The organism is Macrococcus epidermidis (assembly GCF_003259695.1).
In the GTDB taxonomy this organism is placed as follows: Bacteria; Bacillota; Bacilli; order Staphylococcales; family Staphylococcaceae; genus Macrococcoides; species Macrococcoides epidermidis.
The window spans coordinates 1,144,861-1,160,928 of sequence record NZ_PZJH01000001.1; the positions used below are offsets into that span (position 1 = coordinate 1,144,861).

Below are 16,068 nucleotides of genomic sequence, written 5' to 3' on the forward strand. Positions count from 1 at the left end.
AAAAAAAGTTTGTGAAATTTAATTTTCATCATCATTGTACCACTCTTTAACGTGCTGTGGGGTATGAAAATGATTCTCAATTAAGTAATTTCACAAACATTTTAATTCAATATTATTCTTTATTATTCACTTTGATGTTCAACTTTTTCCTGTTCTGCATTTAAGGTATTGTGTATTTCAGTCGCTAGTTTAATAGGCACTCCGATTTGATTTATTTCTTCAATGGATGCTTCTTTAATACGACGCACTGAACCGAAATGTTTCATTAGCATTAATTTTCTCTTAGGACCTATACCTTCAATCGCATCTAGTTGTGAAGATAAACCTGTTTTTCTACGTGTGTTTCTATGGAAGGTAATCGCAAATCGATGGACTTCATCCTGAATACGTTGTAGTAAGTAGAAGCTTTGACTCTTTTTATTTAATGGAATGATATCAAAGTCTTCACCGTATAGTAATTCAGCAGTCATATGTTTGTCATTCTTCTTTAAACCTGCAACTGGAATATCCAGATTTAATTCGTTAACAAGCACATCGATAACACTGCTCATATGCCCTTTACCACCATCAACAACGATTAAGTCTGGTAAGGGTAAATTTTCTCTTAGCACGCGTGAATAACGGCGACGAACGACTTCTCGCATACTTTCATAATCATCTGGTCCTGTTACAGTCTTAATTTTATATTTTCTATAATCTCGTTTACTTGGTTTACCATCAACAAAACACACCATTGCAGCTACTGGATCGACACCTTGAATATTTGAGTTATCAAATGCTTCAATACGGACTGGTGTTTCAATGCCCATTGCATTACCAAGTTCTTCGATCGCTTTTACAGTTCTTTCTTCGTCACGTTCAATGATCTCAAACTTATTTGACAAAGCAATCTTCGCATTTTTAACTGCAAGATCGACCATCTCTTTTTTCTTACCACGCTGAGGTTGAATGACTTTTGTATCTACAACAGACTTAATCATATTTACATCCAGTCCAGTAGGTACATGCACTTCTGCTGGCAATAAATTTTCGGCTAAACCATAAAACTGTCCGATAAAATTGTAAAAATGTGACTTTGAATCATCAATCAACGGAATCATCGTCACCTTTCTTTCAATGAGATTACCTTGGCGAATAAAGAATACCTGTATGCACATCCATCCTTTGTCAACCGCATATCCGAAAACGTCTCTTGTAGTCATATCACTCGTCATCATCTTTTGCTTAAACATAAGTGACTCAACATGAGAGATTAAGTCTCGATATTCTTTTGCTTCTTCAAACTGAAGATTTTCAGCACGTTCATTCATCTTTGCGCGTAAGTCATCAATAATTGCTGTATCCTGACCATTTAAAAAATCCGTCACAACCTGAATGTAATGGCGATACTGCTGTTCTTCAACATTATAGACACATGGTCCTAAACATTGTCCGATATGATAATATAAACATAATTTATCCGGCAGATGATTACATTTACGTAGTGGAATAATACGGTCTAATAATTTTTTAGTTTCATGAGCGGCATATGCGTTCGGATAAGGTCCAAAATATTTACCACTATTCTTTTTAACCGTACGCGTAACTAACAATCTCGGGTGCTTCTCGTTCGTAATTTTAATAAAAGGATAACTTTTATCATCCTTTAACAAAATATTAAATCGTGGATAAAACTTCTTGATAAGTGTCAGCTCTAATAATAATGATTCAATTTCTGTATTCGTCACAATGAATTCAAAATCACGTATTTCCAACACGAGACGAGTCGTTTTTTCATCATGTGCACCTGAAAAATATGAGCGGACACGGTTACGTAAATTTTTTGCTTTACCGACATAGATGACTTGGCCATTCTTATCTTTCATCTGATAACAACCTGGTTCATTCGGCAGCACCGCTAATTTACGTTTAATATTTAATTCATAATCTTCCATTACGTTCACCACATTTCTTTACTTACAAATAGTAAAACACAACAAAATAAAAAGAGCAAAATCAAAAGATTTCACTCTTAATATATTAATGCGCTAAATCTTAGTAATGTTTTTCTAAAACAGCTTGTAATTGTTCTTTTGGTTGAAAACCAACAACTTTATCAACTGCTTGACCGTCTTTGAATACGATAAGCGTTGGGATACTCATCACTTCAAATTTAGCAGCTGTTTCCTGGTTCTCGTCAACATCAACTTTAACAATGTTTGCTTTACCTTCAACGTCTTTCGCTAAATCTTCTAATACTGGTGCAATCATTTTACAAGGTCCACACCAAGGTGCCCAGAAGTCTACTAATGTTACGCCTTCTTTAATGTTTTCTTCAAAGTTTGTATCAGTTCCTTTAATAATAGCCATAATATAATTTCCTCCTAGTATTTCTGTTTAATATAAATGGAGTATAGCAAATTAAAATTCGTTGGTCACTACTTTTGCTCACTCACTATTTGTTATACCCTATAATGCAATAAATAAATATATTACACCTGCAATTAACATTAAAATTGACACAACGATCAATACTTTAGCAAGTTTATACATATCGAAGTTATCCAAATCAATCGCCTCACGTTATATTATTTTAATTCCACAACAGTTACACCAAAGCCACCTTCAGATGGCATACCGCCTCTAAATGATTTTACGGCCTTTGATTGCTTTAAATACTGCTGAACACCTTTTTGTAGTGCTCCTGTTCCTTTACCATGGATAATCGTTACTTGTTCGTAATTTGATAGAATCGCCTGGTCTAAATACTGCTCAACTTTATACAATGCATCTTCATAACGTTCACCACGAAGATCCAGTTCCATCTTAATCGTTTGACGATTGGCGCGCGGTACAACGCGGTGTTTCTCCTGTTTCGGTGGCGCTTCTTTTTCAAGTTCATTTAATGGCAGTTTCATCTTGATAATCCCCATCTGAACGACAGCTTCTTCCCCATCTACATCTAAGATAACACCTTTTTGTCCATAACTTAAAACTTTAACATGATCACCTTTTGCAATGACTTCATCCTTAGTCGACTTTTTATTTTGTTTAATCTTTGTTTCGTGATACATACCTGATAATTTTGAACGTTGTTCTATCAACTCGTTTTCTTTAATATCCGCATTTGATTTCAGATTACGCAGTTGCTTTAATAATTCATCCGCTTCTTTTTCAGCTTTTTTAACAATATCATTCGCTTGCTGCTTTGCATTTTCAATTAAGTTTTCTTTTTGTTTTTCGTAACTTGAGAAAGCTTTGTTTAAATCTTTGTGAAGGTTCTGAGCTTCAATCTTTAAAGTTTCTGTCAGAACGCGGTCATCTTCAATTTGCTTTGCATTCTTCTCTAATGAAGCAATCATATTATCAATTTCTTTATTATCCATATTGATCATTTGACGTGCTTCCTTGATGATTGACAAATCAAGTCCAAGCTTCTTAGCGATATCAAAAGCATTACTCTTCCCTGGAATGCCCATCAACAGACGATACGTCGGACTTAATGTCTCTACATCGAACTCCACACTTGCATTCATCACATGATCACGGTTGTAACTGTATGCTTTAAGTTCAGGATAATGGGTCGTTGCCATCGTCATAACGCCTCTGTTTAAACAACGGTCAAGTATACTCATCGCAAGTGCTGCACCCTCAGCTGGATCTGTCCCTGCACCTAGTTCATCAAACATTACAAAGCTTTGCTCAGTCATATTTTCTAATATCGATACAATATTAGTCATATGACTTGAGAATGTTGAAAGTGACTGTTCGATAGATTGTTCATCACCGATATCACAGAATACTTCATCAAAGATACTTATTGTTGCCCCTTCAAATGCGGGAATCATCATACCACTTTGTGCCATTAGAATAATAAGTCCGACTGTCTTTAACGTTACAGTTTTACCACCGGTATTCGGACCAGTAATAATCACAGTGTGAATGTCAGGGTAAAAAACAATATTATTTTTAACGACCGTCTCTTTCGGTAACATCGGATGCCATGCTTGCGGCAAATCTATTGTGCGTTCATCTGCGATATTAGGCATAACCATCTTATTGCGGTTACCATATTTCGCTTTGGCAAGATTGACATCAAAATCAGCTAATACTTTCGTTGAATATGTTAGTGCATTGTCATACTCTGCTACTTCGTTTGTCAGTTCATAAAGAATACGTTCTACTTCTTCGTTTTCCCGGTGTGTTACACTGTTTAATTCTGTTGACAGCTGAACGATGCTATTCGGTTCAATATAGAATGTCTGACCACTTGATGATGTATCATGGACGATTCCAGGGAAATCCTGTTTGTATTCGCTTCTTACAGGGATAACTTGTCGACCATTACGAACAGTGACAATTGCATCAGACAATTTCTTTTGATTGTTTGAACTACGCACAATTTGTTCTAATTTTTCTTTGATTTTACGATTGATACGATTCATTTCCTGACGAATTTGAGCAAGTTCTGGGGATGCATTGTCATATAGACTCGTTTCATCACACTTCGCCTGAATAGTTTCGGCTAGTTCTGTTATCGTTGGTAATTGTTTTAATTGATTGTAAATGAGCGGAATCTCTAATTCACGCTCTTCATATTGATTAAAGATATAAGTTTTATAACGGTTAATGACTTTGATGTTATTTTTTATTTTATTGAGTTCGATTACAGATAAGACTGAACCGATGACAGCACGTCGCACAAGTCCTTCAATATCAGAAAGCATACTCATACCCGGTTCGCTTTGCCCCATCTCTATCACACGGGCTTCTTCCAGGTGCGTCATCATTTCACGTACTTCATCAATATTTGAAGTAGGATGTGTAGATTGTAAAATACGTGAAGACAGTTCATTTTGAGAAAACTCAACAACGCGTTCTATAATTTTATCGTATTCTAAAATATTTAATGCTTTTTTATTCATAAATGTTACTTCCCTTTTGTTACCCATTCTTTAAACGTTGCACGGTCCATCGTATTGATAACCTGATTTTTCTTCACACGACCTTTAATAGCCGTACCTACGCCATAAGGCATTAAATCAAGTTGGTTAATCGCATGTGCATCCGTATTAATGGTTAATTGTAAATCCGGATATTGTATTAATATGTTCGCTGATAAATCTAAGCGCATTGGATGTGCATTAATTTCCAGTACCGTATTTGTTTCTTTAGCAATTTGGATCAATTGTTCAATATTCACTGCATACCCGTGTCTTTTACCGATTAATCTTCCAGTTGGGTGTGCAATATGTCTGACATATGGATTTTCGCAGGCATTTTTAAGACGTTTCATAATATCCTCTTCAGATTGTGTGAGCGATTGATGTATTGCACCGATAACATAGTCGAGTTCTTTTAATATATCATCATTATAATCCATCGAGCCGTCACCTAATATATCCATTTCAATACCTGAATAGATGTCTATCTCATTATATTGTTTGTTCAAAGACTTAATCAATGCATTTTGCTCAAGCAGACGTTCTTCAGATAAACCATTTGCTACAAATAAACTTTTTGAGTGATCAGTAATTGCAATGTATTCATATCCTTTTTCAATTGCACGTTCGATCATCTGTTCGATAGAATGCGCACCATCGCTATAAGTCGTATGCATATGAATATCACCCTTAATGTCATTTAAAGTAATGATTTCATCAAGATTTTGAATATCAAATTCTGAACCATCTGTGCGCATTTCGGGCGGAATATAGTTGACATTAAAGTGACGGTAGATTTCTTTTTCTGTTGCATATTGAATAAGTGACCCATCTTCTTTAGTAATTCCGTATTCATTAATCTTTTCATGCTTTGCTTTAGCTAACTGTCTGATACGAATATTGTGATCCTTACTGCCAGTGAAATGCTGTAGCATATGTGCATAGCCTATAGTATCTGTAAATCTGAAATCCGCTGTCGTCACTAAATCATCACGCTCAATCCGCACTGTAATCTTTTCATTTCCCTGCAGCTCAACCTCTTTTATAAATGGTGCTTCACTGATATATTTTGAAATTGCTTTTCTATCAGTGGTATTAATGATGTAATCAATATCACTCGAGAATTCATTTTTCCTTCTGAAACTTCCAGTTGCATCAAATTGTAATATGTCTTTTGACTCAGCGAGATACGCATCTATCATCTGTGTAAATTGATGCATTTGATAAATGCTTAACTTTTCAGTCATCGTAAGCATCTCATCAATACCTTTTAATATATTTTCTTCACTTTTTTTACCGAATCCCGGTAGTTCGCTTATCTTATTATCAATACATGCCTGCTTCAATTGTTCAATATCTTCGATACCCAGTGCTTCATTAATCTTCACAATTTTTTTAGCACCTAGATTACGAATTTTAAGCATCTGGATTAATCCTTGCGGTGTTGATTCTTTCAAAGTTAATAATAGTGAAGATTCACCGTTCTGCTTGATGTCATCCAGCACTTCAGCAACACCTTTACCAACACCTTTTATTTCTGTGAAATTTTGAAGCGTGTTAATATCCCCCTGAAAAGTTTCGATATTCGCTGCAGCTTTGCGATATGCAGAGATTTTAAATGGATTTTCACCTGATAATTCGAGATACGTAGCAATTGTTTCAAGTTGCTTTATATAATCTTTTTTATTTAACATGTTCATCCTCCATAATAAAAGTCATAGACACTTTTGCCTATGACTTTATTTGAATATGTGAATCAATCCGATATTTTCCCACCACGACTTAGCAATTCCGCTTAAGACAGGCGTATAGTTGACGATAAAGTTAGAAATAAAACTACCTTGTAAATGTTCCTGAATCCAGCCATTCGGCATCATCGAAAATAAAAATAGTACGATAAATAACAGCAGATAACATTCGATAAACCCTAACACCGCACCTAGTGAAGCATTTAATTGTTTAAGCAGTGGTAACTGCGAAATATAATCAAAGACTGTTGCAACAATTTGTAAAATCACTTTACTCATAAAGAAAATGATAATAAAACTCACGACATTATAAAATGTCATCTCATTCGTAACCATATTTAAAAATTCGGATTTATAATTACCTTCAGCTGAAGGAAAAGGAATAATGAGTACAAGATGCTTGGCAAGTTCTGCATAATACATACGTGCAATAATCAGTGAACCAACCGTCCCCAGTAAGTGCAACGATTGTAATATAAAACCTCTTCTTAATCCAATCACAGTACCAAGAATCAAGAAAAATAATAATAATAAATTAATCATTTTGCTCGCCTATTCTTTCTATATTGATTAACTTTTGTTTTAAGATTTCGTACTCTTCTAGTAACTTCACATAATCATCCATTATATTTACCGCCGCTAGCACTGCTTTACGTGAAGTATCAAGTCCAGCGCTCATACGGGCAATTTCATTGATTCGGTCATCTACGAGACTTGCCACGTGTCGGATATGACTCGGCTCATCTTCACCAATAATCGTATAATGTTGGTCATATATTGTTACAGTGATACGATTTTTAAATTCTCCCATAAAATCACTCCAACATCGTCTTTTATTACTGTTTATGTTACCATTTTTAGAGGAAGTTATACAATAAAAACATATAAGTGAAGAAAAAAATACGGAGTGATATATATATGAGCTCGAATGTTTACCAATTAGATGAAAAATCAGCACTTAAAATAATCAGTTTACTGCCTAAGAGCGATAGCAATTTACCAGCGGGTTCGAAATATCGTAAGAAAATCGAAGGTCATACAGTAACAATTTATAATTCAAATAAATTTATGGTACAAGGTAGTGCCAGTGAAATGCTTGCGATAAAATTACTTGGGAATGCAGGCATTAAAGTAGCTGCCAGTCGTGAGAAGAAGAATGTTGCCGGAAAAACAATAAGTTATGATGCGTTTAACTGCATCGGCAGTGATGAAGCAGGATCAGGCGATTTCTTCGGCCCAATGACTGTAGTCGCCAGCTATGTTTCAAAGAAAAATGCAGAAATATTAAAAGTGCTTGGCGTTATGGATTCTAAAAATTTAAAGGATGATAAGATCATTGCACTAGCAGAACAAATTATCCCGATTATCCCTCATTCTTTGTTAGTATTAGAAAATCCTAAATATAATGAACGAAAAGCGATTGGATGGTCTCAAGTTAAGATGAAAGCAGTGTTACATAACCAGGCGATTACGAATGTATTGAAAAAAATTGATGGCGCACCACTCGATTATATTGTGATTGACCAATTTGCTGTGCAAGGCGTTTATGAGAATTATGCATTAACTGCGATACCCGAACGCGAGAAAACCCGTTTCGAAACAAAAGGAGAATCTAAATCAATCGCGATTGCAGCAAGTTCTATTATAGCGAGATATGCTTTTGTTAAGTATTACGATCAGATTATCCGTGAGACTGGAATTCATATTACAAAAGGTGCCGGAGCTAAAGTGGATTTAGAAGCAGCAAAGATAATTGAAAGAAAAGGGATTGCTTATTTAGACAGTATTACAAAAAAGGACTTTAAAAATCGCGAGAAAGCATTAGGTTTAGGTAACAAAAAAAAATAGAAGTGAGATGATATGATGGATTACTTATATATGACGTTCGGGTTATTAGTATTTGTGTATTTATTGTGGTATATCAAAGTGAATCTAATCGATAGACGCAGGAAATGAGATTATCATTAGAGGAAGCGGCTGTATTTTGATAATACTACCGCTTGCGGTTTGATTTTTCTGGTTTGATTTGAGTACGCGGCTGTATTTTTCTTTTACAGCCGCATTGTAATTTATTCTTTTGTTAAAAACTACAAAAAATAAAATTCTTCATCATATTTCATTTTTGTATATTCAACTTCATTTTCTCTAATAAGAAAGTCATCAACTTTGTGAGGTAAATATTTACTATCTTTAAAAGTTCCCAATTTGTGATGTTCTTTCCCGAGCACTTCTTTAACTAAAGTCTTACCCACCCCAGTAAATTCAACAACATCTCTAACGGTAACACCACTATTTTTCAAAACATATATTGCGTCAAATGCAAGTCGAACAAGTTCTTTCTTTGTCATTTCACAACCACATGTACACTTGACTTTTTTCGCGGTCTTTGGAACTTTTGGTAAAAATGCACGACATTTTGGACACTTTACACCCTTTTTCATTTCACTAAATGGATAGTAATGTATGCGTGGACTTCTTCCTTTATGATCATAGTGGTCCGCAAAAATACGAGCGATTTCCAATTCTTCTGATGTTACTTCACGCTGATTTAAATTCTCTACAATTCGATTAATGTCTTTATCAAATAATATTCTTTTATCACCATTAAACCCACTTACATTAAATTGTTCACCAACAAAAATTATAAAACTCAATACTTGATAACCAAATCCCATTTTATCTACAAATCGCACTAATCTCATATGTTGTTTTGTTTGCAATGCTATAGGATTATGAATGACATAGCCATTTTCACTTATAAAATTACCATCAACATAATTATATTGACCTTCATAATATTTCGTATCAAAATGCATAATCTTCCCATTTGATATAACAATAAAATCATACTGTGATTGACCGTTTAATCTAAGTCGCATATCCCACAACTTAGCTCCTCCACTACAATCTTTGATCCGCTCATAAAATTGTTCTTCACCTAGTAATCCTTTCTCAGTAGTAAACAAATTTTCTTTGTCAAAATCATCCATTTCATAGCGTTCTGCAACTTCTAAAATATACCGCTCATATTGATTTAATATCCGTGTCTTCAAAAACAAAGCTTCCACCTCATTTAACATATGTTAACACAAAATAAATATACAACATCCATCATAAAATACACAACAAAAAAGAAGCCATCGTAAATGATGACCTCTTAACTAAACTTATCCTCTTAACTTCGCACCAGTTGCAGTTAAGTTTTCTAACACTTTATCGTAAATCGGTTTAATATCTTCATCTGTTAATGTTTGTTCTGGGTTTAAGAATTCTAAACGTATTGCCACAGATTTCTTATCTAACGCAATATGTTCTCCCTCATAAACATCGAATACTTTTGCTGATTGTAATAACTTACTATCTGTTGCTTCAATCACTTTAATTAATTCCCCAGTGTCTAATGAGCGCTCAACTTCTAATGCAATATCTCTACTTGTGCCCGGAAACTTTGGAATCATGTTATAGATAATCTGCCCTTGAGCATCATTTAATAAAGCTTTTAGGTCAAGTTCAAAAATATACGTTTCATTTAAGTCGTTTTCTGATTCAAATGAAGGATGTAACTGTCCGATTATACCGACCTTTTTATCACCGACAAATATATCCGCACTACGTCCTGGATGTAATAATTCCTCTTCAGAACGACGATATTCAAACTTAATACCTAGACGTTCGCTGATTGCTTCAACAATTCCTTTTACATGGAAGAAATCAACGGTTTCTTTTTTACCTTGATGATAACTCGGTGTTACCTCTCCAGTGATAATACCTGCAACATGTTCCTCTTCTGAAGGTAATTCAGAACCTTCAACTTTAAAGAACGTGTTTCCAACTTCATAAAATGCCACATTCTTCATTTGACGGGCATTATTATAAACGATAACATCAACTAAATGTGGAATTAATGACTGACGTAATTCAGCATGATCAGCACTCATCGGCATAAGTAACTTAACAGTATCTGCTTTTTTCAATGCAAACTGTTGTGCTTTTTCCTTTGAAACTAATGCATACGTAATTGCCTGGTTTAAGCCTAGTCCTTGTAATAAAGATTTTACAGCACGACGTTTCGCTTGATAATCTGTAAGTCCAACCTGTTTATTCGTTTTCGTAACAGGTAACGTTGCAGGTAACGCATCATATCCATAAATACGAGCAACTTCTTCAACAAGATCTTCTTTAATTGTGATATCACCGCGACGACTTGGTACAACGACACTAAATGCATCACCATCCACTTTAGATTCAAATCCGAGACGCTCAAAAATATTCTTAATTTCAGTGTTTGATATTTCGAATCCGATTAAACGATTAATATCTTCCGTCGTAATTTCAACATTTGTCGTTAATGCAGGTAATGTGCCAGCTGATACGATACCGCTTAAAACTTCACCTTGCGCATTTTCCTGTAAGAGATAAGCTGCACGGTTTAACGCATCTTCTACAAATTCAGCTGCTACACCTTTTTCAAAGCGGCTTGAAGATTCTGAACGTAAGTTTAAGCGACCAGCAGTTTTACGAATATTAAGTGGTGCAAACATCGCTGATTCGATTAACACGTTCACTGTATTATCAGTAACTTCTGAGAAATCTCCACCCATAACACCTGCTAATGCTACTGGTTTTTCACCGTTCGTAATTACGATATCTGATGATAATAATTTACGTTCCTGATCATCTAATGTCGTCATCACTTCTCCATCATTAGCATAACGCACTAAAATTTCTTTAGAGCCAATCTCGTCGTAATCAAACATATGTAAAGGTTGACCAAATTCAAGCATCACATAGTTTGATACATCCACGACATTATTAATCGGACGAACGCCAGCTTTAATTAAACGACTTTGAATGTATTCCGGAGATGGTCCTATTTTTACATTTTTGACAATACGTGCTGCGTAATATGGACTTGCCTGCACGTCATCAATATGAATAGAAATGTAATCACTTGCTGCCGCTGCAATTTCTTTAATTTCAGAAATCGGGAATGATAAATCTTCTTCATATAATGCACTTGTTTCAAATGCTGTACCAATCATAGACATACAGTCGCTACGGTTTGGTGTAAGACCTAATTCCATCACCTCGTCATTTAAATCCAATGCTTCCAAGGCATCCTGACCTGGCTTAACATCGCCTGTAAATACATAGATACCTTCAGAATATTTCTCTGGAACAAGGTTTGAAGCAATACCTAATTCACCTAGTGAACAAATCATACCATTTGATTCAACACCACGTAATTTTGCTTTTTTAATTTTAATACCACCTGGTAAACGTCCACCCGGTAAACAAACGATGACATGCTGCCCTGCATCAACGTTAGGTGCACCACATACGATTTGTAATGTTTCCTCACCAACATTAACCTGGCAAACATTTAATTTGTCAGCATCCGGATGTTTTTCTTTTGACTCGACATAACCGACAACTAAATTTTTTATATCTTTTTTATAGTCAATAATTTCTTCTATCTCAATACCGCTTCGCGTGATCTTTTCAGCAAGCTCTTCTACCGGTAGATCAACTTTAACGTAATCACTTAACCATTCTTTACTTACTAACATCAACATTACCTCCATCTTCAGCACGTAAAAACTGTGTTACAAATCGTAAATCATTTGTATAGAAATGACGAATATCTTCAATACCATATTTCAACATCGCGATACGGTCAGGACCCATTCCAAATGCGAAACCAGAGTATTTCTTAGAATCAAATCCTGCCATCTCTAAAACGTTAGGATGCACCATACCTGCACCTAAAATTTCAATCCAGCCGGTACCTTTACAAACGTTACACCCTTTACCTTTACATTTGAAGCAAGAAATATCGACTTCAACAGAAGGTTCTGTAAATGGGAAGAAACTTGGACGCAGACGAATTTCACGATCTTCACCGAACATTTTTTTCGCAAAGTATTCCAATGTTCCTTTTAAATCACTCATTTTAATATTCTCATCAACAACTAAACCTTCGATTTGTGTAAATTGATGTGAATGCGTAGCATCATCTGAATCACGACGGTATACTTTACCTGGACAAATAATCTTTACAGGACCTTCGCCTTTACGTGACTCTAACGTACGTGCTTGAACAGGAGACGTGTGTGTACGCATTAATACTTCTTCAGAAATATAGAAACTATCCTGCATATCACGCGCCGGATGAGACTTCGGTAAGTTTAAAGCTTCAAAGTTATAATAATCACTTTCTACTTCATAACCTTCAACAACTTCATATCCTAAACCGACAAATAAATCTTCAATATCCTCGACAATACGATTTAATGGATGACTCGCACCACTCGTAAGTTCTTTACCTGGTAACGTGATATCTACTGTTTCACTTGCTAATTTACGGTTAATTAATTCACGTTGGATTTTTTCTTCAACTTCAGCAATCGCTTTTTCAACCGTTTGACGCGCATCGTTTACCAGTTGACCAAACTTTGGTTTCTCTTCATTCGGTAACGACTTCATTTCTTTCATTAAACCAGTGATGACACCTTTTTTACCTAAATAAGATACTTTAATATCCTGTAATTCTTTTTTCTCAGAAATCGATTGTACTTTTTGAACAGCTTCTTCTTTCAATGCTTGTAATTTATCTTTTAACTCCATCGTGATGCCTCCTTAAATTTTTAGAAACAAAAAAATCCTCCCCATCCCTGAATAAGGGACGAAAAGAATTCCGCGGTACCACCCAAATTTGCACAAATGTGCACACTTGTTGATGATAACGGTGTCCACCGGCTTAACTTCTTATTAAGCAACCAAAAAGATGAAAAAATATGTATCGATGACTATCTCTCACCAAACGATAGCTCTCTGAACATGTCCACATATTACGTCTTTTTATCGGTTCTTTATTTCATTAACATTTATTATAATCAATAAAAAAATTATATTCAACCTATAAATCATTGCGTTTATCACGCTTTTCTAAATCTCGTATGCGTCGTTCAAGTTTATTTAAGTTTTTAAGACGTCTTAAAGAATAGACAAACAATGAAATGATTAACAAAATCATTAACAATGAAAAAATACTGAATAGTAACGTACCCCATTCTACACTTGAAGACGCGTTTAACAGCAGCTGGAAGTTAAATATGTTCTCCATGTATTTTATACAGCTCCTTCTCTTCTTCAGTTTCATAAGAATTATTACCAAACACAAGATTTAATATCACGACAAAGAAGATAATTTCATGTGTAAAAGTTACTTTACCTTGATGGTATCGATAAAAGCTCCAGAAAATGATAAAACTAAATCCAATAACCAGAATGAGGATTCTAATTACCCAATTGATATTTTTGAAATTAGCTCGTTTAATTTCAAAGGGTAATTGAATGACTTTCATCATTATTACAGCCAGTGTAAATAACAGAGAAAACTTGAAATCATCTAACGAACTCAATCGATCTTGTTCTTTAATCGGCAAATCGTAATATGCATCTGACTGTATAAAAGTATCATTTAAAAAGAAGACATAGATTAAAAAAATTGCAAGCGGAATAAATGTTAGTACAGAAATATAAAGTCTTTGGTTACGATATTGCTTAACACCCATCTTGTATTTTGTATCGAAGAGAGTGGCGAAGTAAAATGCTAGTTCTCTTTTTAATTGTGTGATCATTATGTTTCTCCTTCCAGAAGTTCATCATTTCCAATCCATATAAACTGAGACAATATTAAAACACCAAATGTTGTTCTCATTAATTCAGGTTGTCTGTTCAGAAATAATATGAGGTTTATTACAATATAGATTAGATATAGCATTAGTAAATACAAAATTGGCTTTCTCCAATTTTTTCCTCGTGCATTATAACGATGTATTTCATTTGATACCTGAATGATATGAATCAATAGAAAAAATATACCTGCAAAGACAACATAAAATATGCTTTGATTCATATGATACTGCTCATATGCCTTGTCTTCCATTTTTATCAATTCATTGAAAGCAAGTTCATCATAAAATTTAATAAATAAAAAGAATGTCGGAATTGCGAGTATTAGAATAATAATAAAACTAATCGTATTTTGTTTCTTATATCTCGCTTTATTTACACTAGTATCGAAATCAAAAAAATGTTTAAAGTAAAATTGTATCTCTTCCTTCATTCACACCAACTCCTTATACCAATAATAACATTTTATTACAATTTATTTCATCCATTTTGTTACAGTTCCAAAAAAATATACAAAAAAATAACCCTTCAAACAGAAGAGTTATATCGTATGCTTAATCCCCATCACCATATCGAGTCTTACTAAATTATTAAATTGAGCACCTTTTCTAAAGAATAAAGTGCATAATGCTTTGTCTTCAATCAATTCATGACGATTATTTTCGCGTGTAATCTCAACCACTACAATACTACTTTCACTTTTCTGCGCATTATAGATGACTTCAAAATCCCACTCTTGATCGGATTCAAACCGTTGCTGTAATAAATCAATTAATCCATCATAATCCATTACAATTTCTTCACATTCATTATTGATAAAAGTTGCTTTAATATCATGCGAAATAATTTTTTTAATTTGCACTATATCCTGATTACTCCATGCAGCTAAAAAATGAAAATACGCCATGCCCACACTTCTCTCTATTTTATGTTGTTAAATCAAGTGATACATTAATATACCTGCACATACTGCCACATTTAAACTTTCAGCTTTACCGTGTATCGGTACATAAAGATTTATGTCCGTTTGATCAAGTATCGCCTGATCTACACCTTGTCCTTCATTACCAAGGACTAATAAAAATGAATCCGTTTTTTCAACTTGATGATAGTCTACTGAATTTTCAAGACTTGTTCCCATAACTTTACCATCCACTTTTTGTCTTGCCTCTTCAAAATCCATCTCTATGACCGGAATATGAAAGACACTGCCTTGTGAGGCACGTAACACTTTATCGTTATAAATATCGACTGTGCCTTTCGCTATAATTACAGCATCTATACCTGCAGCATCTGCGGTACGAATAATTGTGCCGACATTGCCGGGATCCTGTATGCGATCCAGATAAACTGCGCGGTTCAATGTAACGTCGTCGATTGATGGCATATTACAAACTGCATAAATACCTTGAGGTGCTTCAGTTTGAGATAATTTCTCTGCAATCTTAAATGTTATTTCGTATTGCTGTTTACTGTTCTCAACCATTACTTCAGTCAACTTATCAGGATTTACAGTCAAGATCATTTCAATATCAATATTACTTTTTGCTGCTTCTTCTACTAAATGAAATCCTTCAAGTAAAAATTGACCTGTTTTCTTACGCTCTTTTCTTGCATGTAGTTTTGCAATCTGTTTAATTTTAAGATTGTTTACTGATTCTATAAGTTCCATACGTTACCTCGCTTATTATTCTTATCTT

The 16,068-nt window shown here is 34.5% G+C and carries 15 protein-coding genes and 1 other annotated feature; of the genes, 1 reads left to right on the plus strand and 14 read right to left on the minus strand.

What is annotated here, in order from left to right:
• Nucleotides 1-122: 122 nt before the first annotated feature.
• The 6 genes from uvrC to zapA form a co-directional block, all read right to left on the minus strand.
• A complete protein-coding gene (gene uvrC, locus BHU61_RS06025; RefSeq protein ID WP_111715350.1) occupies nt 123-1,934 on the minus strand; it encodes an excinuclease ABC subunit UvrC in 1,812 nt (603 codons plus the stop codon).
• A 100-nt stretch (nt 1,935-2,034) separates the two neighbouring features.
• Nucleotides 2,035-2,349, minus strand: coding sequence for a thioredoxin (trxA, locus tag BHU61_RS06030; protein ID WP_096076221.1), 315 nt, complete (start codon nt 2,347-2,349; stop codon nt 2,035-2,037).
• A gap of 218 nt (nt 2,350-2,567) precedes the next feature.
• The gene (locus BHU61_RS06035; protein ID WP_170122466.1) at nt 2,568-4,904 is read right to left on the minus strand and encodes an endonuclease MutS2; all 2,337 of its coding nucleotides are present in this window, start codon (nt 4,902-4,904) and stop codon (nt 2,568-2,570) included.
• Nucleotides 4,905-4,909: 5 nt separating this feature from the next.
• Nucleotides 4,910-6,616, minus strand: a complete 1,707-nt coding sequence (polX, locus tag BHU61_RS06040) for a DNA polymerase/3'-5' exonuclease PolX (protein ID WP_239242494.1) — start codon at nt 6,614-6,616, stop codon at nt 4,910-4,912.
• Nucleotides 6,617-6,661: 45 nt separating this feature from the next.
• Entirely contained in the window at nt 6,662-7,213 is a 552-nt protein-coding gene (locus BHU61_RS06045; RefSeq protein ID WP_111715355.1) for a CvpA family protein, read from the minus strand.
• The gene (zapA, locus tag BHU61_RS06050; RefSeq protein WP_111715356.1) at nt 7,206-7,481 is read right to left on the minus strand and encodes a cell division protein ZapA; all 276 of its coding nucleotides are present in this window, start codon (nt 7,479-7,481) and stop codon (nt 7,206-7,208) included. The genes BHU61_RS06045 and zapA overlap by 8 nt, the downstream gene beginning before the upstream one ends.
• A gap of 107 nt (nt 7,482-7,588) precedes the next feature.
• Between zapA and rnhC the strand changes: the two genes are divergently transcribed.
• Nucleotides 7,589-8,518, plus strand: a complete 930-nt coding sequence (gene rnhC / locus BHU61_RS06055) for a ribonuclease HIII (protein ID WP_111715358.1) — start codon at nt 7,589-7,591, stop codon at nt 8,516-8,518.
• Nucleotides 8,519-8,757: 239 nt separating this feature from the next.
• Here rnhC and BHU61_RS06060 read toward each other — a convergent pair whose 3' ends face one another.
• The 8 genes from BHU61_RS06060 to BHU61_RS06095 all read right to left on the minus strand — a co-directional run bounded on the left by BHU61_RS06060 (nt 8,758) and on the right by BHU61_RS06095 (nt 16,040).
• Nucleotides 8,758-9,723, minus strand: coding sequence for a nuclease-related domain-containing protein (locus BHU61_RS06060; protein ID WP_170122467.1), 966 nt, complete (start codon nt 9,721-9,723; stop codon nt 8,758-8,760).
• Between the two features lie 114 nt (nt 9,724-9,837).
• Nucleotides 9,838-12,240: a phenylalanine--tRNA ligase subunit beta gene (gene pheT, locus BHU61_RS06065; protein ID WP_111715361.1), complete on the minus strand. Its 2,403-nt coding sequence runs from the start codon at nt 12,238-12,240 to the stop codon at nt 9,838-9,840.
• On the minus strand, nt 12,227-13,297 hold the full coding sequence (gene pheS / locus BHU61_RS06070; protein ID WP_111715362.1) for a phenylalanine--tRNA ligase subunit alpha: 1,071 nt from the start codon (nt 13,295-13,297) through the stop codon (nt 12,227-12,229). The genes pheT and pheS overlap by 14 nt, the downstream gene beginning before the upstream one ends.
• 51 nt (nt 13,298-13,348) lie before the next feature.
• Nucleotides 13,349-13,544 (minus strand) — a binding site (T-box leader).
• A 45-nt stretch (nt 13,545-13,589) separates the two neighbouring features.
• Complete coding sequence (locus tag BHU61_RS06075) at nt 13,590-13,796, minus strand: hypothetical protein (protein ID WP_111715364.1); 207 nt, start codon at nt 13,794-13,796, stop codon at nt 13,590-13,592.
• Nucleotides 13,780-14,313, minus strand: a complete 534-nt coding sequence (locus BHU61_RS06080; RefSeq protein ID WP_111715366.1) for a hypothetical protein — start codon at nt 14,311-14,313, stop codon at nt 13,780-13,782. The genes BHU61_RS06075 and BHU61_RS06080 overlap by 17 nt, the downstream gene beginning before the upstream one ends.
• Nucleotides 14,313-14,801 carry a hypothetical protein gene (locus tag BHU61_RS06085; protein WP_111715367.1) on the minus strand — a complete coding sequence of 163 codons (489 nt, stop codon included), beginning with the start codon at nt 14,799-14,801 and terminating at the stop codon, nt 14,313-14,315. The genes BHU61_RS06080 and BHU61_RS06085 overlap by 1 nt, the downstream gene beginning before the upstream one ends.
• 108 nt (nt 14,802-14,909) lie before the next feature.
• Nucleotides 14,910-15,275: a hypothetical protein gene (locus BHU61_RS06090; protein ID WP_111715369.1), complete on the minus strand. Its 366-nt coding sequence runs from the start codon at nt 15,273-15,275 to the stop codon at nt 14,910-14,912.
• Between the two features lie 27 nt (nt 15,276-15,302).
• A complete protein-coding gene (locus BHU61_RS06095; RefSeq protein WP_111715370.1) occupies nt 15,303-16,040 on the minus strand; it encodes a TrmH family RNA methyltransferase in 738 nt (245 codons plus the stop codon).
• Nucleotides 16,041-16,068 lie beyond the last annotated feature (28 nt).

Excerpts from the sequence above, each read along its gene's own strand:
- rnhC (WP_111715358.1), top strand. The coding sequence starts at position 7,589 with ATGAGCTCGAATGTTTACCAATTAGATGAAAAATCAGCACTTAAAATA.
- pheS (WP_111715362.1), bottom strand. The coding sequence starts at position 13,297 with ATGGAGTTAAAAGATAAATTACAAGCATTGAAAGAAGAAGCTGTTCAA.
- BHU61_RS06075 (WP_111715364.1), bottom strand. The coding sequence starts at position 13,796 with ATGGAGAACATATTTAACTTCCAGCTGCTGTTAAACGCGTCTTCAAGT.
- BHU61_RS06035 (WP_170122466.1), bottom strand. The coding sequence starts at position 4,904 with ATGAATAAAAAAGCATTAAATATTTTAGAATACGATAAAATTATAGAA.
- pheT (WP_111715361.1), bottom strand. The coding sequence starts at position 12,240 with ATGTTAGTAAGTAAAGAATGGTTAAGTGATTACGTTAAAGTTGATCTA.
- BHU61_RS06090 (WP_111715369.1), bottom strand. The coding sequence starts at position 15,275 with ATGGCGTATTTTCATTTTTTAGCTGCATGGAGTAATCAGGATATAGTG.
- BHU61_RS06085 (WP_111715367.1), bottom strand. The coding sequence starts at position 14,801 with ATGAAGGAAGAGATACAATTTTACTTTAAACATTTTTTTGATTTCGAT.
- BHU61_RS06095 (WP_111715370.1), bottom strand. The coding sequence starts at position 16,040 with ATGGAACTTATAGAATCAGTAAACAATCTTAAAATTAAACAGATTGCA.
- uvrC (WP_111715350.1), bottom strand. The coding sequence starts at position 1,934 with ATGGAAGATTATGAATTAAATATTAAACGTAAATTAGCGGTGCTGCCG.
- zapA (WP_111715356.1), bottom strand. The coding sequence starts at position 7,481 with ATGGGAGAATTTAAAAATCGTATCACTGTAACAATATATGACCAACAT.
- trxA (WP_096076221.1), bottom strand. The coding sequence starts at position 2,349 with ATGGCTATTATTAAAGGAACTGATACAAACTTTGAAGAAAACATTAAA.
- polX (WP_239242494.1), bottom strand. The coding sequence starts at position 6,616 with ATGTTAAATAAAAAAGATTATATAAAGCAACTTGAAACAATTGCTACG.
- BHU61_RS06080 (WP_111715366.1), bottom strand. The coding sequence starts at position 14,313 with ATGATCACACAATTAAAAAGAGAACTAGCATTTTACTTCGCCACTCTC.
- BHU61_RS06045 (WP_111715355.1), bottom strand. The coding sequence starts at position 7,213 with ATGATTAATTTATTATTATTATTTTTCTTGATTCTTGGTACTGTGATT.